The organism is Kurthia populi (genome assembly GCF_042686175.1).
In the GTDB taxonomy this organism is placed as follows: domain Bacteria; phylum Bacillota; class Bacilli; order Bacillales_A; family Planococcaceae; genus Kurthia; species Kurthia populi.
In genome coordinates this window covers 22,708-45,349 of record NZ_JBHUOR010000002.1, presented here as the reverse complement: position 1 = coordinate 45,349, position 22,642 = coordinate 22,708, and the positions used below count along the sequence as shown (strand labels likewise).

Genomic DNA, 22,642 nt, shown 5'->3' with positions numbered 1-22,642 from the left:
AACGGTTGTTTTTATACGTATGTCCCAGCCTCTTCTTTTTTTCTGAACTATTTCCCTTGCATGACCATATCGTAATAGCGCCCTTTGGATGCGAATAATTCCTCGCGTGGGCCCCCTTCGAGTAGCTTGCCATGCTCTAAAACGAAAATGAAATCGGCATTTTTCACGGTATTTAAACGGTGTGCAATGACAATGCTCGTACGCCCTTTCATGAGACGATCGAGTGCTTCTTGAATCGCCATTTCGGTCACCGTATCAATGCTACTCGTCGCCTCATCGAGAAGTAGAATTGCCGGGTCTGCCACGAGTGCTCGTGCAATCGACAATAATTGCTTTTGCCCCTGACTAATGTCGCCACCATCCTCGGTTAGTACATGATCATAGCCGCCCTCTAATTTTTCAATAAATTGATGTGCATTCGCCTGTTTTGCTGCCTGCTCAATTGCTGCATCACTTGCATCTAAGCGACCATAGCGAATATTATCTCGAATCGTTCCTTCAAATAAAAATGGATCCTGTAACACAAAGGCCATCTGTGCGCGCAAATCCGTTCTACTAATCGTCTCAATCGCGCGCCCATCGATTGTCAGCTCCCCGTCATCTACATCGTAAAATCGTGCAATCAGCTGCATAATCGTCGTTTTCCCAGCGCCTGTCGCACCTACTAGCGCAGCTGTTTTCCCCGCTGGAATATCAAAGCTAATGTTCGAAAGTGTTGGCTTCTCTGTTGCCACATCATAACGAAACGTCACATCATCAAATTTGATATGTCCTGCCAAGCGTTTTTTTAAAGGTTTTGCATGCGGCTCTTTTTCGACTTCTTCATCGAGAATCTCAAAAACACGCTCCGCCCCTGCAATCGCAGATAATACATTGTTAAATTGGTTCGCTAAATCATTTAGTGGACGTGTAAACTGCCGCGCATATTCGGTAAAGATAACAATCGTACCGACGGATAAATGCCCGTTGACTGCTAAAATCCCACCGGCACCTGCAACAAGCGCGAAGCTCGCATTATTTAAAAAGTTCATGACCTTTGGAATCCCACCAGAGTATACATTCGCCCAATAGCCAACATGCCGTAGCTCATCCGCCTTCCCAGTGAAGTCCTCAATCATACGCTCCTCCTGTGAATAGGCTTTGACAATTAGTTGACCTGAAATTGACTCCTCGACCATACCATTTAAAGTACCAAGACGCTGCTGTTGGCCTTTAAAAAGTGGCCCTGTACGACGTGTAATCCAGCGCGTCGCAATAAACATCACCGGAATAATAATCATTGTAATGAGCGTCAGTAGCGGACTCAACGTCAGCATCACAACAACCGTCCCCGTCAGCACTAGGACACTTGAAAACACTTGAATGAATGTACTATTTAAGGTCGAGCTGACATTGTCCATATCATTCGTCATGCGGCTCATTAATTCCCCGTGCTGCTTACGATCAAAAAAGGAAATCGGTAACTTTTGAAATTGATTAAAGAGCTCCGTACGCATGCGGTAGACAGTTTGCTGTGCAATGCCAATCATCCAATAATTTTGTAAGAACAACGTAATAGACAATACGATGTAGCTAATCGCAATAACCGCAATAATGGTCGCCATACCACTAAGCTCACGCGCAATAATATGCGCATCAATTAAGCGCCCAATTAAAAACGGGCCTAGTAATTGTAGCCCTGAGCTAAGGACTACCATTAATAATACAATGAGCAATAACGCGCGCTGTTCATCTACATAATGCCAAATACGTTTTAAAGTAGCGCCCATATTAGACGCTTTATCGCGCTGTTTTTTCTTTTTTTGAAGCATGTCCTTCGTCAAAATGGGCTCGTAGCCAAATGGTTTAAACATGCGCGCTCGCCTCCTGTTGTGATTCAATAATTGCCGCATACAAAGGAGATGTCTTCGAAAGCTCATCATGCGTACCCGATGCCACAATCTTTCCGTCATCCATTAAGAAAACGCGGTCTGTTGCTTGGGCTGTATGTACCTTTTGGGTTACGACAATCATCGTCGCCTGCTCCTTCTGAAGCGCAGCCCAGAGTTTTTCCTCCGTTTGGATATCAAGTGCACTCATACTATCGTCAAACAGTAAAATCGCAGGCTTTCGAATAAGCGCACGCGCAATCGCAATGCGCTGCTTTTGACCACCTGACAGATTGACACCTTTTTGACCAACACGTGTTTGATAACCGTCGTCAAATGCCATAATCGCATCATGAATTTGGGCCTTCTTACACGCTTCCTCAACTTCCTCAGGCGTTGCATCCTTTTTGCCCCACACGATATTATCAAAAATTGTTCCAGTAAAAAGTAGCGAGCGCTGTGGTACGAAGCCAATCTTTTCACGTAATGCTGCTACTGGCCACTGTGCAATTGGAACGCCCTCAATCGTCACTTGTCCCGCCGTTGCATCATATAATCTAGGAATTAGCTGTAGCAATGTACTTTTCCCTGAACCTGTCGCCCCCATAATCGCAATTTGCTCGCGTGGACGCAATGTAAAATCGATATCTTTTAAAATTTCTTTTCCTTCTACATACGAAAAATTTACACGTTCAAAGGTTACCTCAGCATCATTTTCCTTTGTCGGATTAAGTGTTGTCGCAGTGGTTGCCTGTTCAATAGCAAGTACCTCCTCCATACGATCAGCCGATGCTTTTGCACGTGCAAATAATACGATAATAAATGAAAACATACTAAAGTTGCCGGTAATGCGTAGTGCATAGTTGATAACAGCCACTAGGTCCCCGACTGGCATCGAGCGAGCTTGGATCTGCTCCGCACCAAACCAAATAATAATAAGTAGCGCCGCATTCATCACAACGAGTAAAATCGGCTGTACAATCTCCATTAATTGAAGTGCACGCGACGTGTTATCACGTAACTTTTGCGCGATTTTGACGAAACGAGAAGATTCGTACAGGCCACGCATATACGCTTTAATCAAACGTGTTGCTTGTAAATTCTCTTGAATGACGCGATTGACGCGGTCAATCGTGCGCTGTACACGCTCAAAGCTCTGACCGCCCTTTTTGACCATATACCATAAAAATAATAATAAAAATGGTACGGGTGCAACGAGATAAAGCGCTAACTCCACATTTACGAAAAATACTAAAATCAAACTGCCAATAACAACAAGTGGCGCGCGAAGCATAAAGCGCATGCTCATAAAGAATACCTGCTGCACTTGCGTAACATCATTTGTTAGACGTGTAATCAGTGCTGATGTTGGAAATTTCAAAAAATTAGGCATCGATAGTGACTGCACTTTTTTAAATAACGCAATACGCAAATCATAGGCAAAGCTCTGTGCGGCATGTGCTGAGAAAAAGGAATTCGTAATCCCAGCCGCAAACGCGAGTAACCCAAGCCCCATCATAATGCTTCCCCACGTCACTACATAGGTCATGTCACCTTTCATAATGCCTTCATCGACAATTTTACCAATGATAAGTGGTTGAATAAGCTCCACAGCTAGTTCAACAAGCATGAACGCGAGTGCGATGATTGCTGGCCATTTATACGGCCCCATATACGCTAAAATTTTTTTCATCGCAATCTTCCTTTCTATTTATTTCGATAATCGTATTTTCTCACAAAAAAACAGGCTCCGCCATCAAGTTGACCATAAGCCTGTAAATCATTACTTCTCTAACGCATTTTTCCGTGATTGTCGGTCTCCTTCTATTGATAACCATGTCACAAATAATAACATGAAAACGACGCCTACAAATTGATAAAGCTCAAGCGTACGCCCAAGCCATACAATCGATACAGCTGTTGCGGTTAGCGGCTCCATACTTGATAACACGCTCGTTTCAACAGGTGTAATATACGTCATGCTTCCGAGAAATAGCACAAAAGCAATCGTACCAAAGAAAATAACGCCGAGCATCATTAGTAAAATTTGAGGCTGCATGAGCACTGCCCACTGCTCCCATTGCCAAAATCCTGAAATAATCCCAAGAACACTACCGCCGACAATCATCGACCACGCAACCACTTGCATAACGCCCCATTCATTCATGATTTTTACCGGGTACACCGTATAAAATGCGAAAGCGAAGCCAAGTGCCACACCCCAAATTAAAGCACTGTTACTTACGAGTAATTCATTTAACTGCCCATTTGTTAGTAGTAAAAACAAGCCAACAAGTGTCCCGATAATGCCTAAAACCTGATAAATGGGTGGTAGCATTTTATTAGCAAAAGACACATATAAAATAATAAAAATTGGCGCTAAAAATTGTAATAATGTTGCAAACACTGCATTACTACTATTAATGGTTGCTACAAATGTATATTGTACGCCTAACATACCAATTAAGCTAAATAATACCAATGACGTAGCCCAATATTTATTTTTCCAAATCGCTGTCACATTTTGACCACGCCACTTAATGAATAATAATAGCGCAATTCCAGCAAGTAATAGTCGGATTGTTAGCATGAAGGACGCATTTATTGCTCCTTCATGTAAAATCCACTCCATCATTGGTCCTGTAGCGCCCCATAACATAGAGCCAATTAAGACCATCAAAATACCTTTTAGATGTTTATTCATACAATACTTTTTACCCCTTAATTTTTATTTTTACAAAAGACAATAATCCTATTTTAAATTTTAAATATCCTTCTATTCTCACCCTTTTTCCCCTATCTTGTAAAGATTATTGCCAATTATCTATTCATTAGTAATGACTTACAACTCATTTTTCTTTATAATAGAACTTATTAAAGTACTTTCAAGGAGTCGTTGCGTACATGAATGAAGTCGAGAATATTTCTCAATATGCTAATCCGATACTAAATCACATTCACAGTCCTATGATGACATTGGACCATGAAGGAAATATTATTTCATGGAATACCTATTGTGAAAATGTATTTGGATACAGTACAGATGAGGTATTAGGTAAATTTCCACCAATTTTTAATGATGAACAAGACAAGGCGGAAGAACAATTTACTACTATTTTACGCTCACACAAAGAACTTACGCTAAATAATTTCACATTATTAACAAAAGATTCAGAAATGCTGCAAATGTCTCTTTTTGCAAAAGCATTAACAATTAGAGACGAACGCATTATTATGGTTCGTTTCCTTAATGCTTTTTCATCAGAAGAAAGTGCTGTAGCAGAACTTAGCTGCCTTCGCTCAGGCTTAGAAGAATCATTTATGGTTCTCTCTCTTGACCATGAAGGTCTCATTAACTTTGCCAACCCACTTTACTTAAAATATAGTAAATGGACGCCAAAACGTATTTTAGGTAAAACATTGTGGCAAATGTTCCCTCAAACAGATGTGGGTACAGAACAAGTAAATGAAATTTGGAATGTCATTCATAGCGGCAAGATTTGGCAGGGTGAAGTAGAAAAAATGACGAAAGACGGCACATCTTATTGGGTTGAGCTAATTGCTATCCCTGTCACTACTTCTGGCAAAACACCTGATTATTATCTTGTGTTAGCAAAAGATATCACAGAGAAAAAATTACTACAACAGCGTTTAGAAAAAATTGCCTATGTAGACCAAGAAACCGGCTTAATGAATCGTTACCGCTTAGAGCAAATCGTCAATGAAATGATTGATCAAAAACAACATTTTACATTCGTTTACTTGAGCATCGATAAATTCTATTCATTAAAAGAGTTATACAATGAAGAAATGGAAAGCATCCTACTACAAGAATTTACAAATCGTATGAAAATGTACTTCCAAGATAGTGTAATGGCCCGTATCACAATTAATGATTTTGCTGTTTTAACACCGCTTGGCGAATGGTTCATCCAAGGCTTCCTAGCGTACTTAAAACAACATCCAATTTATATTGATGGCATGGCACTGCCGCTAACAATTTGTGGGGGTATTTCAAAATATCCAGAGGACCAACAAACATTTAACCACCTATTAAAAGCATCTCATGCAATTATTGATAAAATTCATACAGAGGGCGGTAGCACCATCGCTAGCCTTTCAATTGATGACCATAAAGCACTTAGCAAGCGTGCAATGATTGAAAAACGCTTAATGATTGCGCTCGATCAAAAGGATTTAAAAGTATTATACCAACCACAATTAAACTTAGAATCAAATAAAATCGAAGCTGTTGAGGCCCTTGTACGCTGGGAAGATTCTGAACTTGGTATTATCCCGCCAGATGTTTTAATCCCAATTGCAGAGGAAACGGGTCTGATTAATGACATCGGTACATTTATGCTTGAAAAATCATGTGAGCAAGCCGTTGCATGGAAAAACAGCGGACACACGATTCGCGTCAGCATCAACTCATCTGTTCGTGAGTTCCGAGATAAAAATATGGTGAAATTAATTCGTGAAGTGCTAGAGCGCACAAACTGCCCTGCTTCTCTTTTACAAATTGAAATTACCGAAAAATTCGCATTAGAAGCTGAAGCAGAATCATCTATCATTACACAAATGAAACAACTACAAGCAGATGGCATTCGCTTTGTACTCGATGACTTTGGTACAGGTTATGCATCATTCCGTTATATGCAGCTTCTACCACTTGAAGAATTTAAAATTGACCAAACGTTCATTTCAACACTGACATATCAAAAGAAAACACAAAAATTGATTCATGGTATGATTCAATTTGGCCATTCTTTAAATATGCGCGTTGTTGCAGAGGGCGTTGAAAATAAAGAGCAATTGGAATTACTTAGCGAATATGGATGTAATGCGGCCCAAGGATATCATATTGGCCGCCCATCTGAAGTCGCAACAATTGAACCATTGTTTTAATAAAAAAAAACCACTTTTAGCTAATTTCGGCTAATTGTGGTTTTTTATTTTTGATAGTGTACAATTAAGGTACAAAAGCTACAGGAGGGTTCAGTGTGCAATGGTTTCCAAAGACTAAATTAGGGAAAGTTAATTTAGCTCTACTTATCGTACTTATTGTTTTAGTAGGTTGTTTCTTTGTCCTATTAAATAGTAATCAAACAGGGCAAAATCTCGCTGGTGCTGTACAAAAAATTAGCGAAGAGCCCACAAAACCAAAAAAACAAGAAGTTAACAAGGTCGTCGTTACATCTCTTAAATCCCCAGTTAAAGGAATTTTATACAATAAGGAAGTTTCTCGTGCGGAGAACTATACACTAATGTATCCTTTAACAGGGGTTGAAAAAGTAGACGATGCAATTCAGAAAAAGGTTTACAAAAAACGTGATGCATTCACAAAATCAGACGCTAAGAAATTAGTCCTATCAGTTAATACGACAACGTCTAATAAAAAGGTAAGCTTTATCATAAAACAAAAAGAGCTTCAAAAAGACCGTACTGTTATCACAACAGCGCAAACCTTTACATATGATCGCCATACGAAAAAATTGGTGTCGATTCAAGATATCATTAGCACAGATGTCCGTCTTAACCGTATGTCAAAGGAAGTGCGTATCAAGTTACAGCAGAAAAATAAAAACTTAGCGATTTCAGCAAAAAAAATCGATAAATTAACCGAGCCAAGCTGGTCAAAATTCAACGATTTCTCATTAGATGGCAACAATTTAAAAATTTATTATCAACCACATACTTTCACAGACAAATTAACATCTGTGACGATTCCATTAGATCGTCTAAATCAAAAATACGATGTACCGGTCTTTTCATTAAATACACATGGTAAAAAATATGTGGCACTTACATTTGATGATGGTCCGAATAAAAATGTGACACCGCGTATTTTAAAGACACTTAAAAAACATCGTGCAAAAGCGACGTTTTATATGCTTGGAAAATCTGTAAGTGAAGCTCCTGATACTGCGAAGGCAGTTGTAGCGGGTGGTCATGAAATTGGCAATCATTCCTATGGACATGAAAACTTATCGAAAATGACGGCCGCAAATGCACTTAAAAATATTGAGCATTCGAATACATTAATTAAAAAAGCAACTGGCATTGAGCCGTTAACGATTCGTCCGCCGTATGGTGCACGTAATCATGGGCTTGAGCAGCAATTATCACAGCCAACTGTTTTATGGGGCGTTGATACACTCGACTGGAAAACGCGTAATGCCGCTTCTACCCTACAAGCAGTTCAGCAGCATCTATATCCTGGTGCCATCATCTTGATGCATGACATCCACCCAACAACTGCTAATGCATTAGATAGTATCTTGACGTACTTGGAAAGCAAGGGCTATACATGTGTGACCATCTCTCAGCTAGAAGGTAAGGCACAGCCTTAAATAATAAAAAAGCGGCTTTGACATACGTGTAAAGTCGCTCCTATAAGCAACGAAAAACCGGAACCGCGCTGTGACGCGGTTCCGGTTTTTCGTTGCGAAGTCTTAAAAAAGAAAATGATATGTTTTGTCTCAAGCCTCTTTTTTCTAACTAGCAATCAATTTGAGCGCGCTGTAATCGTCCACTAAAATCGATATAAACACTTTTCAGCTCTGTATATAACTCAAGCGCACTCGCCCCTGAATCACGATGACCATTCCCTGTCCCCTTCGTGCCGCCAAACGGTAAATGGACTTCTGCTCCCGTCGTACCGGCATTCACATAGACGATTCCTGTATCTAAATCACGCTGTGCACGAAATACCGTATTGACATCCTGTGTATAAATCGAGCTCGACAAGCCGTATGTCACACTGTTATTAACGGCGACTGCCTCTTCTAAATTCGCTACTTGAATTAAGCCGATGACTGGTCCAAAAATTTCTTCCTGTGCTAGACGAGAATCCGGGCGTACTTGATTAAATAATGTTGGTGCATAGTAGCAGCCCAAATCAAAATCATCACCCTCTAAAATATGGCCTCCTGTTAATAATTTCGCACCATCTAGCTGCGCAAGCTCAACATAGCTATGAATTTTATAGAGGGCTTCCATATTAATAACCGGTCCTACTTTATTCGCCTCATCTAGCCCATTGCCAATTGTTAATTTCTCGATTTCTGTAATGAGCTTTTGCTCTAGCTGCTCGGCAACCGCTTCATGCACAATGACACGGCTACATGCCGTACAGCGCTGACCAGCCGTACCGAATGCACTCCACACAATGCCTTCTACTGCTAAATCAAGATCCGCATCATCCATGACAATAACTGCATTTTTGCCGCCTAATTCAAGTGACACTTTTTTCAAATGATAGCCACCAAGCTCTGCCACTTTACGTCCCGTCGATGTAGAGCCCGTAAAGGAAATGACATTAATATGAGGATTTTGTACAAGCTCTGTTCCAATGTCTCCGCCTGAGCCAAAGACAATATTCACAACACCTTTTGGTAAGCCAACCTCATCAAAGATTTTCGCCATCTCATAGGCAATCATCGGTGTTTCAGAGGCCGGCTTCCAAATGACCGCATTACCACTAACAATCGCAGGGAATGCCTTTAATAAGGGCACGCCAATCGGGAAATTCCATGGTGTAATTAATCCTACGACGCCAACTGGTGTGCGCACGCTCATCGCAAATTTATCTGTCAGTTCAGATGGTGTCGTCTCACCAAGTAAACGGCGTCCTTCCCCTGCCATATAAAAGGCCATATCAATGCCTTCTTGAATTTCACCACGTGCCTCTTCAATGACCTTTCCCATCTCCTCGGTCAAAATACGTGCGAGCTGCTCCTTTTTTTCCTTTAATTTATAACCAATATCGAGTAAATAATCTGCCCGTTTTGGCGCTGGTACTTGTCCCCACACTTTTTGAGCCTGCTCTGCTGTGCGTATGGCAAAGTCTAGTGTATGTAGCGTGGCCATCGGTACTTCTGCAATTGTGTCACTTGTTGCAGGATTTAGAACGTCTAAATATTTTTCCTCTTCATTGATGTAAAATGCCCCATCAATATAATGCGCTAATTTCATACACAATCCTCCCAAATGTCTTTTTTTAAAATTAACAGAAAATACAGTTTTTTTGAAGTATCTAACGATGGATTTTTTATATTTGAAACTTTTCCGGTCACAATGCGTATATAAATGAAATAGCATTTACGGGAGGAACACATATGAAGAATGATGAAATCGATTTTAAAATCCACGGCGATGATATGCAATTTGTTGAAATTGAGCTAGATCCAGGTGAAACGGCTATTGCCGAAGCAGGTGCAATGATGATGATGGAAGATGGCATCCAAATGGAAACGATTTTTGGGGATGGCTCACAAGCAAGTCGTGCTGGTGGCTTTATGGGCAAATTAATGGGCGCTGGTAAACGACTAATTACTGGTGAAAGCCTATTTATTACTACATTCACAAACCAAGGTCATGGTAAGCAACATGTCTCATTCGCAGCGCCTTATCCTGGTCGTATTATTCCAATGGATTTAAGCCAATATAATGGTAAAATCATTTGTCAAAAGGATGCCTTTCTCGCGGCAGCACGTGGCGTGTCGGTTGGCGTTGAGTTCCAGCGTAAATTAGGTGCGGGCTTCTTCGGTGGTGAGGGCTTTATTATGCAAAAGCTAGAAGGTGATGGCCTAGCATTCGTTCATGCGGGCGGTACTATTATCCGTAAAGACCTGCGCCCAGGCGAGCGTCTACGTATTGATACAGGTTGCTTAGTCGCGATGACGGACCGCGTAAATTACGATATCGAGCGTGCAGGCGGTGTCAAAACATCGTTATTTGGTGGCGAAGGTTTATTCCTTGCGACGTTACAAGGACCCGGCTCTGTCTGGATTCAATCAATGCCATTTAGCCGTTTAGCAAGTCGTGTATTCGCCTCTGCACCTGTATCACAAGGCGGTGGCGGTCAATCAAGTGGTGAAGGAGGCATCGGCGGTCTATTTGATTTATTTAATAAATAACTACAACAAAAAGAAGTGACTGGAACAAAACACGTCATTTTTCCTTTTTAGTGTTCGCAACGAAAAACCGGAAACGCGCCTAGTGCGATTCCGGTTTTTCTTATGCTCATAGGAGCGATTGTTTTTATACATAAGCCACTTCTTTTTTATGGCCTAATCCCACGTATTAAAAATAATTTCGCCTAGATTACGCGGTTTCCAGTGCTCAATTGCCACCAATTCTTCCCCGTCTAATGCTTGTAGTTCTTTACCTGTCGGGTATGTCAACAGCGTATCCTCATCTAGTAGTGTGTAATACTCACTAAGTGCTGTTAGTTGTTCTGGAATATCACAAAAATCAAGTGGATCATCATCTTTTGCAAAGCCCACTAATGGATAGTAGCTATTTAAAAGCACAATCATACGCTCATCATTAATATCAAATAACGCTTTATGATATGTAAATGGATAATCACATTCGACGATATTCACAAGTGTCACTTCTGGATGTAGCGCTGCATCATAGCATGCCGTACGGAATTCTTTGTAGTCGTTCTCTTCAATTGTCGTTACATCACATTCCTTACAAAAACCTGTAATCCCTTTTGCTAAAACCATGCTTCTTCCTCCTTATACAACTCTAAATGGTATTGAATGCTTATTAAAATACGCTAGAAGTGATTCGACATTGCGACTAACCATACCTAAACGCGTCTCGACTGTTGCACTTCCCAAATGCGGTAATGCCGTAAAGTTCGCTAATGTCAGCAGCGGATGTTTCGTTGGGACTGGCTCCTCTACAAAAACATCGGACGCCGCCGCTAAAATATCCCCTTTAATAAGAGCCTCATATAAATCATCTTCATTGACGATGCCGCCACGCGCTACATTAATGAGCATTGCGGATTTTTTCATTAATGCAAGCTCTTCTTTAGTAATTAGATTACGTGTTGCCGGTGTGAGAGGTGTTAGTACAATAATGAAATCTGCCTCGCGCAATAAATCTTCCTTTGAGCGATACTGTGCACCGTAAGCATTGGGCTTTTCATGGCGATTATGATAAATAACATTCATATCAAAGCCTGTGGCACGCTTTGCGACAAGCTCACCAATCGTCCCCATACCAATAATGCCTAATGTTTTATGATGAATATCCATGCCCGTCATACCAAGCACCTGCCAGCCCTTCCATTGTCCCTGATACAAAGCGCGCGCTCCTTCAAGTGTACGACGTGCGGCCATCATCATAAGCAGAAAGGCCAAATCAGCCGTTGTATCTGCTAAAACATCCGGTGTATTGGTTACGATAATTCCTGCTTCTGTCGCAGCCTCGGTATCAATATTGTTATAACCTACTGCGAGATTCGCAATCATTTTCAGCTTTGGTGCACGCTTGATAACATCCGCCGTTACTTGATTTGAAACGACTGTCCACAAAATATCTGCTTCCTGCGCTGCTGCTTCAAACTCATCCTGTGGCATATCAAACTCTGGATCCTGCCACATCTTCACATCCACATAGGATTTAATTGGCTCAAGCAATTCCTGCGGCAAGTGAAATGTCACCCATAATAACGGCTTTTGCATCCTATCAGCTCCTTGCATGTTTACCAAATTATACCACGATTCATACAAAAAAACACCAGATGAGGCAGGCCCTCAGCTGGTGCTTTACACTATATTATAATTCGTCAAAACCGTTATCTTGAACGTTTACTTTTGTATATTGGCGTGATTTTTGCTCGAAGAAATCTGTTTTACCAAGATCTACATCCTCATAAGCTTTAATCCATTTTAGTGGGTTTTTACGGTAGCCTTCAAATGGACGTTCATAGCCTAATTGGCTGCAGCGTACATTTGCGTAGAAGTAAATATAATCTTCTACATCTTCAATGTCTAAGCCATCGATTTTTTCACCGATTACGTCGTTTGCCCATTCAATTTCAAGTGCAGCGGCATCGCGGAATACATTTTGAACGTATTCAGCGCGCTCTGGCGTATCGTATTGTGGGTATTCTTCTAATAATTCTTTGTAAATTTTTACGAATAAATCGACATGTAGTTGTTCATCGCGGTTGATGTAGTTAATCATTGTGCTTGTTGCGACCATTTTTTGGTTACGCGCTAAGTGGTAGAAGAATGAGAAACCTGAGTAGAAGAATAAACCTTCTAAAATAACATCATGGACGATTGAGTCTAACATGTTTTCAACCGTTGGATCTGCGGCGAATTTTTCATAACCTTTAATAACGAATTCATTACGTTTATCAAGTACAGGCTCTGTGCGCCAGTAATCGAAAATACGATCCTGCTCATCTTTTGATACAAGGCTTGAAAGAATATATGAATACGAGTGGTTGTGGATAACTTCTTGTTGCGCAAGGATAATCATTAACGCATTGAGACTTGAGTCTGTTAAGAAGTCCGCCACGCGACCAGCGTAGTCTGTTTGGATACTATCTAAAAGAGCTAATAAGCCAATTACTTTTTTGAATGTTTCTTTCTCATCATCTGATAAGCCAGGGAAATGCTTTACGTCAGATGACATATTAATTTCAAATGGTGTCCAGAAGTTACCAAGCATTTTTTTGTATTTAGGATAAGCCCAGCTGAAACGCACGTCGTCCCAGTTTAAAACATTTGATGAACGGCCGTTTACAATCGCAGTTGAGCGGTTAGGTGCTTCTTTATCCATTAATTTACGTGGTTCGATTTTTGTCATGCCAATGTCTCTCCTCTTCAAACTAAAATCTCATACAATTTCACTGCACGCAGCAAATAGCTTGTATGAGATTCGCGTTTATTTCATTACGTTTATAATACCACATTTTTATCAACATTAACACGTAAGCTGTGAAAATTATATTACTTTTAGGTTACAAAAAAGCAAAAAAAGGTACATGAATAGTTTCATGTACCCAAAACAAAGGATACTTTTCATAAGCATCCTTTGTTGGTTTTATAATGAAATTAGCTTGCGCAAGATTCACATTCTAATAATTCAACGGATGTTGAACGCACATAGTAAGTTGTTTTAATGCCTGAAGCCCAAGCATTGATGTGAAGCTCAAGTAAGTCTTTTGCTTTCACGGTATTTTGCACGTAAAGGTTTAATGAAATCCCTTGGTCAATATGACGTGCACGTGCAGCGTTTTGTTTGATTGTCCAGTTTTGATCGATGAAATAAGCTGATTTATAATACCAAGTTGTTTTTTCGTTTAAATCTGGAACAGTCACTGGAATCTTATAATCTTTTTTCTCTTCAGAGTAAGATTTTTGGAAGATTGGATCGATACTTGCAGTTGAACCTGCAATGATTGATGTTGATGAGTTTGGTGCTACAGCCATTAAGTAACCGTTACGCATACCTTGTTTCGCAACTGTTTCTTTTAGTGCATCCCATTTAGCATCATTTGTGTAACCATGTTTTGTGAAGTATTCACCTGATTGCCAGTCTGAACCTTCATAGTATGGATAGCTACCTTTTTCTACTGCAAGTTCAGAAGACGCTTGGATTGTTAAGTACGCAATTTTTTCGTATAACTTGTCTGCATATTCAACTGCTTCATCTGTTTCCCAAGCAATGCCTTCTTGTGCGATTAGGTGATGCCAACCGAATGTGCCAAGACCGATACCACGGTAGCGAGAGTTTGTAAGCTCTGCTTGTGCTACTGGAATTGTATTTAATTCGATAACATTATCAAGCATACGCACTTGGATTGGAATTAAACGCTCTAAAACATCTGCAGGAACTGCGCGACCTAGGTTGATTGATGATAAGTTACATACAACGAAATCGCCTGCTTTACGACGTGTTACGATGATGCCATCTTCAAGTGTTGTTGATTCATATGTTGTTGCACTCATATTTTGCATAATTTCTGTGCAAAGGTTTGATGAGTAAATCATCCCTTGGTGATTGTTTGCATTTTGACGGTTTACTTCATCACGATAGAACATGAATGGTACGCCTGTTTCAAGTTGAGAACGCATAATACGTTTCATAATATCAATCGCATTTACTGTTGTACGATCTAAATCAGGGTTCGCTACACATTGCATGTATTTATCACGGAATGAACCTTCGCCACGTTTTTCATCGTAGTAATCTTCTAAATCAAAGCCCATTACTGTACGAACTTCGTGTGGATCGAATAAATACCACTCGCCGCGTTCTTCTACTGTTTCCATGAAAATATCTGGTAAGCAAACACCTGTGAAAATATCGTGCGCACGCATACGTTCGTCACCATTGTTTAATTTTAAATCTAGGAATGGCATGATATCTTTGTGCCATACATCAAGATAAACTGCAATTGCACCTTGACGTTGACCTAATTGGTCTACCGATACGGCTGTGTTGTTTAATTGTTTAATCCAAGGAATAACGCCTGATGAAGCGCCTTTGAATCCACGAATTGATGATCCACGGCTACGTACTTTACCCATGTAAACACCGATACCGCCACCAAATTTAGAAAGTGTCGCAACATCTGTGTTTGAATCGTAAATGCCTTGTAGGCTGTCATCTACTGTGTCGATGAAGCAAGAAGATAATTGACCATGTGTTTTACCAGCATTTGATAATGTTGGTGTTGCAGTTGTCATATATAGGTTTGACATTGCCCAGTAGGCTTCGTTAATCTTCGTTAAACGGTCTTCTGTTTCATCTTGCATTAAAGTCATCGCGATAATCATAAAACGCTCTTGAGGAAGCTCTAAAGGCGTTTTATCGAAGTCGCATGTTACGTAACGATCAAGTAATGTTTTTAGGCCAATATATGTGAAAATTTCATCGCGATGGCGGTCGATCATTGCCGCTAATTGCTCGCGTTCTTGTGCTGTATATTTTTCAACTAAAAATGTTTCGTACAAACCTTTTTCAACTAACTTCTCGATATGTTCTGGGAATTTAGTGTATACTTCTTCAGGATTTGCCACGCCACGTTTTTCAGCAGCTTCTTTATAAGTTTCCATAATAAGGAGACGTGCTGCAATGAATGTCCAGTAAGGCTCTTGTTCGTCTAAAAAGCCTAAAGCATCTAAGCTAAGCGCTTTTGTCCATTCTGCATCATCTGCATCTGGGTGTCTTGTTTCAAAACGCTCATGTTTACGTAGTAAGGGACTTAACTCCTCACGACCGTATTTTTCTTCTAACTGTGCTAAGATTGATTGTCTGTCATATGTCATCATCTGAACCATTCTCAACGTCTGCTACGCATTAACAGCCATAAATTTCTATTGCCTGTGTCGTAGCAGACTTCACCTCCTTCTTTATAATCCAAAATAAAAAAACGAGCAAAATTACAGCAAAATAATGTCTATCATTATTTCCTATACTCTTCGTTTTTAGATTTTCATATTCTTTTCAACACAATATCTTGTATCAAGCTATTCTAGGAATGATATTTCTATAAGCATTCCATATTTGCTTTAGTATTCTATCTCTTTAAAAAACCCTAATATATTCGGCCGATTTGGGAAATAATCAGGATATGTCTATTTTCGAGCTAACACAATATGTTGTGTCTCCTTGAGAAGTACATACAAATATATTGTGGTTTTTTCATAGTATTTAATCTATCATATTTTTCACCGTTTCAACAAGGTATAAAACCTAATTATTTAAAAAGCACACTAAAGCCCTATAGTTTCTCCAAACATTTTAGAAAAATTATTCTTTTGAAGTATTTACACCTGAATTCGTGGTGTTTTTTTGATGACAGAAAAAACCGAACAGCTGCTCGCTGTTCGGTTAAATTCAATTAATATCGGAATATACCGTTTTGGAATATATGATTTTACGCGCTATTATACAAATTTACGTTGTCTGACAATTACTCTTCTGTGTCACGCTCGTATTCGACAATTTTACCAGTTACCGCATTAATTTCAATTTCATGCTCATAGTTATCTTTCACTATTTCTACTTCATAATTTGCCTGACCATCATCATGATCTAATTCAAGTTTCACGATTTCGCCATTTGGTACTTTTAAAAGCGCAATTTCTTTTGCTTCTGCTTCTGTCACCGTTACGTCACCTTGGGGCTCATAATCTTTTTCTACCTTTACAACGTCGCCACTACGTTGCTGAACTTCTACTTCATAAACATAATCGCCATCACGAATATCAAATTCAAAGCCATCATCATCCTGCTCACTTTTAATCATCTGGCCCTTCACTTCCTGTAAAGCGATCTTTTGCGCCTCTGCTAATGTAACTGTGTCGTTAGAAATTGCGACCGCTGACTCTGTATTTGCTGCAGGCTGCTCTGCATTTGTCGCCGCGTAGCCAATAATACCTGATATTCCGAGTGTCCCAATTAATGCTGTTGTAAATAATGCTTTTTTCATAGTTATCCGCTCCTTTGTTTTCTATAGCTTTACTATACAAAGTCACTATGAGAGCACTTGGTGAACGACATTAACGTTTCATGAGAAAATGACATACATTGCACAAAAAAAGCCGCACCTCGTCGGCACAGCTTTTTTGCTTGTTTTTGAAGGTTGCAATTAATCGCGATCGTCACGCTCATAATCTAAAATTTTTCCTGTTTTTGCGCTAATTTCTAGCTCATACTCGTAGTTTCCTTTTACAAGTTCTACTTCATATTTGCCATCATCTAATTCGATTTTTACGACTTTCGCATTCGGTACTTTTTTCAGCGCAATTTTTTTCGCTTCTGCACGTGAAATGTTCGCTTTTTTCACTGGCTCATAGTCTTTATCAGTGATATAGGCTTTGCCGGTACGTTTTTTCACTTCGACCTCATAGACATAATTCCCTTTTCGGATATCAAACTCATATTCACCATCATCTGCGTTACGGTCTGCTTCGATGATTTTACCATTCACTTTTTTTAGTGCAATTTTTTTTGCTTCTGCAAAGCTAACACTTTTCGCTGATGCAGTCGTTGGCGTTGCATCACCTTGTCCTGCTGCGGCATAGCCGACAATACCTGATAATCCAATTGTTGTTGCTAAAACAGTCGTTGTGAATATTTTTTTCATTTTTCATCCTCCTAGTTTATTGTGCCTCTTGCTACTTTTTACTATAAAGGTTAAAAATGAGAGTGCTTGGTGAGAAACATTAGAATTTGATGAGAAAATCATTCATCCCATGTAATCGATAAAATTTCACCCGATAATGCATGAATTTGGAATACTGCTTCCGCTTCGTCGCCATCAATTTCAATTAAATAATAGCCGCCATCTGATGTGCTACGATACGATAATGCATCTACTTCTCCTTTTAACTCTTTGTTTGCAATCGCAATCGCCTCTTCATCTGTTAGTACTTTTGTTGTCGGTGTCGTCTGTTCTTTTTCAGGCGCGCTATAGCTTCCTGCAATTTTCACTAGCTTATTCACATGCCCATCAAGCTCATCAACGGTCATGTCATAGGTCACGCCATCTTTCTTAAAACGGAAAATAACCTGGTCATCCTCTTGCGCGACATACTTCGGCTTCACATCATATGTTAATTGAATACGCTCAATTAGCTCCTCATGGGATAAAGGCTCTGGCTTAATGGTCTCTGCCCACACGAAATAAGCGCTCCCACTCACCACAACTAACACTAAAATAACTAGCATAAGTGTTTTACGCATCCAATCCCTCCTACTCATATGGCACATAGCAGTGTAGTGTTGTTCCTTGTCCTACTGTGCTCTCAATTTCAAGCTTCACATGTAATCGCGCTGCTAAATCTTTCGCAATCGCAAGCCCAAGTCCTGTACCGCCAGACTTGCGATTACGGTCCTCGCTCACACGATAAAAGCGCTCAAAAACTTGCTTCAATTTATCTTCCGGAATCCCTTCGCCGTAATCACGTACTTGAATATGCACATGCGTAGGCTCACGCGTCGCCGTCAATTCAATCATGCCTTCGCTATAGCGCCTTGCATTATCTAAAAAAATAAATACGAGTTGCTTGAGCTTCGTCTCATCTGTAATGCATGATGCCTCGTCCGCGCTTACGCTATAGCGCGCACCATATACTTGCGTCAGCTGATCTGCCATCTCTTCAAGCATTTTCTTTATATCAACGTCTTCAAAGACAATTGATTGCTCATTATTTTTTGCGAGCGCAAGCATTTGTTCCATCATCGCCTTCATGCGTTTTGATTCGCCAGCAATGGCCTCAATGGCTTCCTGTGTAATTTCCTCATTCGCTGTACCACGTCGTTTTAATAAGCTTGCATAGCTTTCTATAATCGTCAGCGGCGTGCGTAGTTCATGCGATGCATTAGATAAAAATTGCTCCTGCTTGCGATAATTCTCTTCAATTTGTGCAATCATGCCATTGAATGTATGACCCATTTCATATAGTTCATCACGCCCTTTAGAAGCGATTGGTAATGTTTCAAACTCACCTGTTTGCTTGTTTCGGCGCATCGTCTGAATCAAACGCTCAATCGGCTGTGTAATAACGCGGGCAAGCGCCATATTCGATAATAAAATTGGCAACATTGCAAGTACGGTCACAATTGTTAACACAAGTCGCAGCATATATAAATTACGTTCCGTCTCCTCTAATGATTGTGACATTTGAAGCTCCGCAATTTCTCCGTTCTCCCAAATAAATGGTGTGCTCGCACTCATAAACGGCGTATCATCCGCCAAATGAATCGCATAGGTAGCACCTTTTTCAAATGTAGGTTTAAAATCTTCTAAATCAGAAGTTGTCTGCACTGTTAAGCTTTTTTTACCTGGCTGTACAATCGATACGACACCATCTGACGGCACATATGCCCGTAGCATTTCCGTTGCCTCATCGCGATTATCCGTTCCTTGTAAAAGCGTAATCAAATCCTCGCCACGCTTAATTACATGTGATGCCTCGCTGTCATAGGTCATCTTTTCATAAACGTAGTAAACAGCTAAATCCGTACAAATGAGCATGAGTAGCATGAGGGCTGTTGTATACGTATGAATTTTTGTTCTTAGCTTCAAGCTACCCCTCCTTCAATACATAGCCGACACCACGTACGGTCTGAATTAGTTGGGATTCTAGTTTCTGGCGTAAATAACGCACATAGACATCGACCACATTCGTATCCCCGTAATAATCATAGCCCCATACCGCATCTAAAATTTGCTCACGCGTTAAAACCTGCTTCGGATGTGCAATAAAATAGGCTAGTAGTTCAAATTCACGCTTTGTCAGCTCAACTGGCTCCCCTTGCCACGTCACCTCACGCATTTGTGTATGTAGACGCAACTGGCCAGCCGTGAATAAATACGGGTCGGCTTCTTCAAGCGCCTCCTTTTTACGAAAACGTAACGTCACACGAATTCTCGCAAGGAGCTCCTCCATTTCAAAGGGCTTTGTAATATAATCGTTAGCACCGAGGTCAAGCCCTGCCACTTTATCGCTCACTGCATCCTTTGCGGTCAATAGTAACACCGGCGTGTCATATTCCGTTGCACGAATACGCTTTAATACATCTAAGCCATTCATCTCTGGCAGCATAATATCTAATAAAATTAAATCCCATGACTGCTCGCGATACAAAATTAAGCCATCCGTCCCTGTATGCGCGACACTCGTTTCATAGCCTTCAAATTGAAGCTCTAGCTCAAGTACACGTGCAATTTTTTGTTCGTCCTCAATAATTAAAATACGCTCACCCATCGACTCACGACCCCTTGTGTTTTTTCTTCATTTTAACAGGTATTTCTTAGAACACGATGAGAAAAAGCATAAAAAAAAGGTTCGGACATCCGAACCTCTTTGTAGTTTCTTCTATTATAAGAAAACAATAATCGCTAAAATAATCGCCACCACAATACGGTAGATGGCAAACGGCACAAGTTTAACGCGGTCAATCAATTTCAGGAAGAATTTGATTGATAATAACGCAAATATGAAGGCACTAATAAAACCGACTGTATAAAAGCCCATATCAGCTGGATTAATTTCGTTCCAGTGCTTGATAAGTGATAGACCACTCGCACCCGCCATAATTGGCACCGCCATAATAAAAGTGAAGTCTGCGGCTGTTTTGTGATTTAAGCCAAATAGTACACCACCAGAAATCGTTGAACCTGAACGTGAAAAGCCTGGCCATAATGATAGACATTGTACAAGACCAATAAAGAAGGCATTTTTATAGCTCAGCTGGTCCAGTGATGTAATGCGTGGCACTTTCGGTCCTAGCTTATCCGCTGCAATCATTAAAAATGCACCGACAAGTAAGCCAATGATAACCGTTTCGATGCTAAACAAATGCTCATCGATGAAATCTTCGAATAATAAACCTAAAACGCCTGCAGGAATAATCCCGATTAAGACGTGAATCAAATTGAAATGATTGGATTTGGTTTGTCCTTCAATATGATACAAGCCAATCAAACTTAAGATACGTTTCCACATCACGACAACAACGGCCAAAATCGAGCCGAGCTGAATGACAATTTTAAATGTGTTGGCAGATGAGTCGCCTAAAAACTCACTCGTTTTTAACCACATATCATCCACAATAATCATATGCCCTGTAGATGATACAGGCGCAAACTCTGTCATCCCTTCAACGAAGCCAAGGATGAGCGCTTTTAAAAATTCAATAAACTCCATAATGTCTCCTTTTTCTATCCATAGAATGTGGGATTATCATAACACAACTTCATAGCAGATTTCTTTTACGATTATGTAAAAAAACACCTGTCTTAGCCAAACTCAGCCTCTAGACCTAGATGAAAATCCATTTGTAGACCGTTAAGAAACAATAGAAATCCACGTATGATAAAGATACAAATAACGAAGGAGGCACATGAACATGAAAAAATTTGGTTTAGCTCTTCTCGGAATCATTGCCGGGATCACAATTTTAGGAATGCTTGGCCCGCTTGGAGGACTCTTGTTTTCAGCAGCCATCGCTTACGCAGGAATTCACTTCTATATTAAATCAGATACTACTTTCTCAAAAGTCGTATGGGCTCTAGTAGCTATTGCTGGTGCATTATCAACTATCGCAAACTTCCCAGGATTACTTGGCTTAGTCGCTATTGCATTACTTGTCTACGTCTATAAAAAAGGCGATTGGGGTAGCAAAAAATCAGCACCAAAAGCCACAAAAACAAACGCAAATGACCCATTCCAAAACTTTGAAAAAGAATGGAACAACTTAACAAAATAATGATTATGAGGGGGACTCACAATGAATTTATTACAACGTTTAAAATACGCGATTGAGTCGGATTTCAAAGTTGAAGCATCACCTGAAAATCCATTAGCGCGTTTGAATCAATATATTAACGAAGCAGAAGCACAAACGAATGATACGAAAAAATATTTAGAACGCCAAGTATCACTTAAGCAGCATTTAGAAACACAGCTTACAGAGGCACAGGAAATCTTAGCAAAGCGTGAAGAACAACTACAACTTGCAAAACAGGCTGGTGAACAGGACTTAATCGCATTCGCAGAAACAGAGCAAGCTGTCTACACAAGCCGTGTGCAATTACTGTCTCAATCAATCCATAACACAACAAATGAATTGATTGTGCTTGAACAAAAACATGAGCAAATGAAGCATAAAATCGAGGATATGAAAATTCGTCAGCTTCAGTTAATGGGGTATGAAAATAATGTCCGCGCAAATTACCATATGGACGCGATGTTAAATCCTGAAACACAGAAACATGTGTCAACAGTAGATGACATGCGTTACTACATCGACAACTTACAATCACCTACACAGGTAGTCGATCCAACAAGCTCATTAGAAGCGCGCCTAAATGCCCTTCAACATGAAGCACCAAAACAATTACCAACATTGGAAAAAGGCGAATAAATATTATACACTTGAAAGCAGGAAGTCGCGCAATTGCGCGTTTTTCTGCTTTCTACTATACATAAAAAAGGAGG

Annotated in this window: 19 protein-coding genes; 5 read left to right on the top strand and 14 right to left on the bottom strand. The window is 40.2% G+C overall.

Annotated elements, in window-relative coordinates; all coding sequences use genetic code 11:
• Positions 1-47: 47 nt before the first annotated feature.
• From ACFSY7_RS00240 to ACFSY7_RS00230, 3 genes are all read right to left on the bottom strand, one after another.
• Positions 48-1,853 (bottom strand): ABC transporter ATP-binding protein, encoded by a 1,806-nt coding sequence (locus tag ACFSY7_RS00240; RefSeq protein ID WP_380146409.1) that lies wholly within the window; start codon positions 1,851-1,853, stop codon positions 48-50.
• Positions 1,846-3,561, bottom strand: coding sequence for an ABC transporter ATP-binding protein (locus tag ACFSY7_RS00235; RefSeq protein ID WP_380146408.1), 1,716 nt, complete (start codon positions 3,559-3,561; stop codon positions 1,846-1,848). The genes ACFSY7_RS00240 and ACFSY7_RS00235 overlap by 8 nt, the downstream gene beginning before the upstream one ends.
• A gap of 90 nt (positions 3,562-3,651) precedes the next feature.
• Positions 3,652-4,572: a DMT family transporter gene (locus ACFSY7_RS00230; protein WP_380146407.1), complete on the bottom strand. Its 921-nt coding sequence runs from the start codon at positions 4,570-4,572 to the stop codon at positions 3,652-3,654.
• Between the two features lie 200 nt (positions 4,573-4,772).
• Here ACFSY7_RS00230 and ACFSY7_RS00225 point away from each other — a divergent pair, with 200 nt between their 5' ends.
• Together ACFSY7_RS00225 and ACFSY7_RS00220 are read left to right on the top strand one after the other, a co-directional pair.
• Positions 4,773-6,776 carry a sensor domain-containing protein gene (locus tag ACFSY7_RS00225; protein ID WP_380146406.1) on the top strand — a complete coding sequence of 668 codons (2,004 nt, stop codon included), beginning with the start codon at positions 4,773-4,775 and terminating at the stop codon, positions 6,774-6,776.
• Between the two features lie 95 nt (positions 6,777-6,871).
• On the top strand, positions 6,872-8,221 hold the full coding sequence (locus tag ACFSY7_RS00220; protein ID WP_380146404.1) for a polysaccharide deacetylase family protein: 1,350 nt from the start codon (positions 6,872-6,874) through the stop codon (positions 8,219-8,221).
• 148 nt (positions 8,222-8,369) lie between these two features.
• On the opposite strand, the gene ACFSY7_RS00215 is transcribed toward ACFSY7_RS00220, so the two are convergent.
• On the bottom strand, positions 8,370-9,845 hold the full coding sequence (locus ACFSY7_RS00215; RefSeq protein WP_020188990.1) for an aldehyde dehydrogenase family protein: 1,476 nt from the start codon (positions 9,843-9,845) through the stop codon (positions 8,370-8,372).
• 143 nt (positions 9,846-9,988) lie between these two features.
• Between ACFSY7_RS00215 and ACFSY7_RS00210 the strand changes: the two genes are divergently transcribed.
• On the top strand, positions 9,989-10,789 hold the full coding sequence (locus ACFSY7_RS00210) for a TIGR00266 family protein (RefSeq protein WP_380146403.1): 801 nt from the start codon (positions 9,989-9,991) through the stop codon (positions 10,787-10,789).
• Between the two features lie 153 nt (positions 10,790-10,942).
• Here ACFSY7_RS00210 and ACFSY7_RS00205 read toward each other — a convergent pair whose 3' ends face one another.
• The 10 genes from ACFSY7_RS00205 to ACFSY7_RS00160 form a co-directional block, all read right to left on the bottom strand.
• Positions 10,943-11,386 (bottom strand): hypothetical protein, encoded by a 444-nt coding sequence (locus ACFSY7_RS00205; protein WP_380146402.1) that lies wholly within the window; start codon positions 11,384-11,386, stop codon positions 10,943-10,945.
• A gap of 12 nt (positions 11,387-11,398) precedes the next feature.
• Complete coding sequence (locus ACFSY7_RS00200; RefSeq protein ID WP_380146401.1) at positions 11,399-12,355, bottom strand: 2-hydroxyacid dehydrogenase; 957 nt, start codon at positions 12,353-12,355, stop codon at positions 11,399-11,401.
• Between the two features lie 94 nt (positions 12,356-12,449).
• A complete protein-coding gene (locus ACFSY7_RS00195; protein WP_126991000.1) occupies positions 12,450-13,490 on the bottom strand; it encodes a ribonucleotide-diphosphate reductase subunit beta in 1,041 nt (346 codons plus the stop codon).
• A gap of 248 nt (positions 13,491-13,738) precedes the next feature.
• Complete coding sequence (locus ACFSY7_RS00190) at positions 13,739-15,970, bottom strand: ribonucleoside-diphosphate reductase subunit alpha (protein WP_126991001.1); 2,232 nt, start codon at positions 15,968-15,970, stop codon at positions 13,739-13,741.
• 635 nt (positions 15,971-16,605) lie between these two features.
• Positions 16,606-17,124 carry a PepSY domain-containing protein gene (locus tag ACFSY7_RS00185; RefSeq protein ID WP_020188985.1) on the bottom strand — a complete coding sequence of 173 codons (519 nt, stop codon included), beginning with the start codon at positions 17,122-17,124 and terminating at the stop codon, positions 16,606-16,608.
• 159 nt (positions 17,125-17,283) lie between these two features.
• Complete coding sequence (locus ACFSY7_RS00180) at positions 17,284-17,781, bottom strand: PepSY domain-containing protein (protein WP_380146400.1); 498 nt, start codon at positions 17,779-17,781, stop codon at positions 17,284-17,286.
• 98 nt (positions 17,782-17,879) lie between these two features.
• Positions 17,880-18,380 carry a PepSY domain-containing protein gene (locus ACFSY7_RS00175; RefSeq protein ID WP_380146399.1) on the bottom strand — a complete coding sequence of 167 codons (501 nt, stop codon included), beginning with the start codon at positions 18,378-18,380 and terminating at the stop codon, positions 17,880-17,882.
• 10 nt (positions 18,381-18,390) lie between these two features.
• A complete protein-coding gene (locus ACFSY7_RS00170) occupies positions 18,391-19,725 on the bottom strand; it encodes a sensor histidine kinase (RefSeq protein WP_380146398.1) in 1,335 nt (444 codons plus the stop codon).
• A gap of 1 nt (position 19,726) precedes the next feature.
• Positions 19,727-20,407 carry a response regulator transcription factor gene (locus ACFSY7_RS00165; RefSeq protein ID WP_380146397.1) on the bottom strand — a complete coding sequence of 227 codons (681 nt, stop codon included), beginning with the start codon at positions 20,405-20,407 and terminating at the stop codon, positions 19,727-19,729.
• A gap of 114 nt (positions 20,408-20,521) precedes the next feature.
• Positions 20,522-21,349: an undecaprenyl-diphosphate phosphatase gene (locus ACFSY7_RS00160; protein WP_380146395.1), complete on the bottom strand. Its 828-nt coding sequence runs from the start codon at positions 21,347-21,349 to the stop codon at positions 20,522-20,524.
• Between the two features lie 202 nt (positions 21,350-21,551).
• Here ACFSY7_RS00160 and ACFSY7_RS00155 point away from each other — a divergent pair, with 202 nt between their 5' ends.
• Both ACFSY7_RS00155 and ACFSY7_RS00150 read left to right on the top strand, forming a co-directional pair.
• Positions 21,552-21,911 carry a lmo0954 family membrane protein gene (locus tag ACFSY7_RS00155; protein WP_126991006.1) on the top strand — a complete coding sequence of 120 codons (360 nt, stop codon included), beginning with the start codon at positions 21,552-21,554 and terminating at the stop codon, positions 21,909-21,911.
• A 21-nt stretch (positions 21,912-21,932) separates the two neighbouring features.
• Positions 21,933-22,568 carry a PspA/IM30 family protein gene (locus ACFSY7_RS00150; RefSeq protein ID WP_380146394.1) on the top strand — a complete coding sequence of 212 codons (636 nt, stop codon included), beginning with the start codon at positions 21,933-21,935 and terminating at the stop codon, positions 22,566-22,568.
• Positions 22,569-22,642 lie beyond the last annotated feature (74 nt).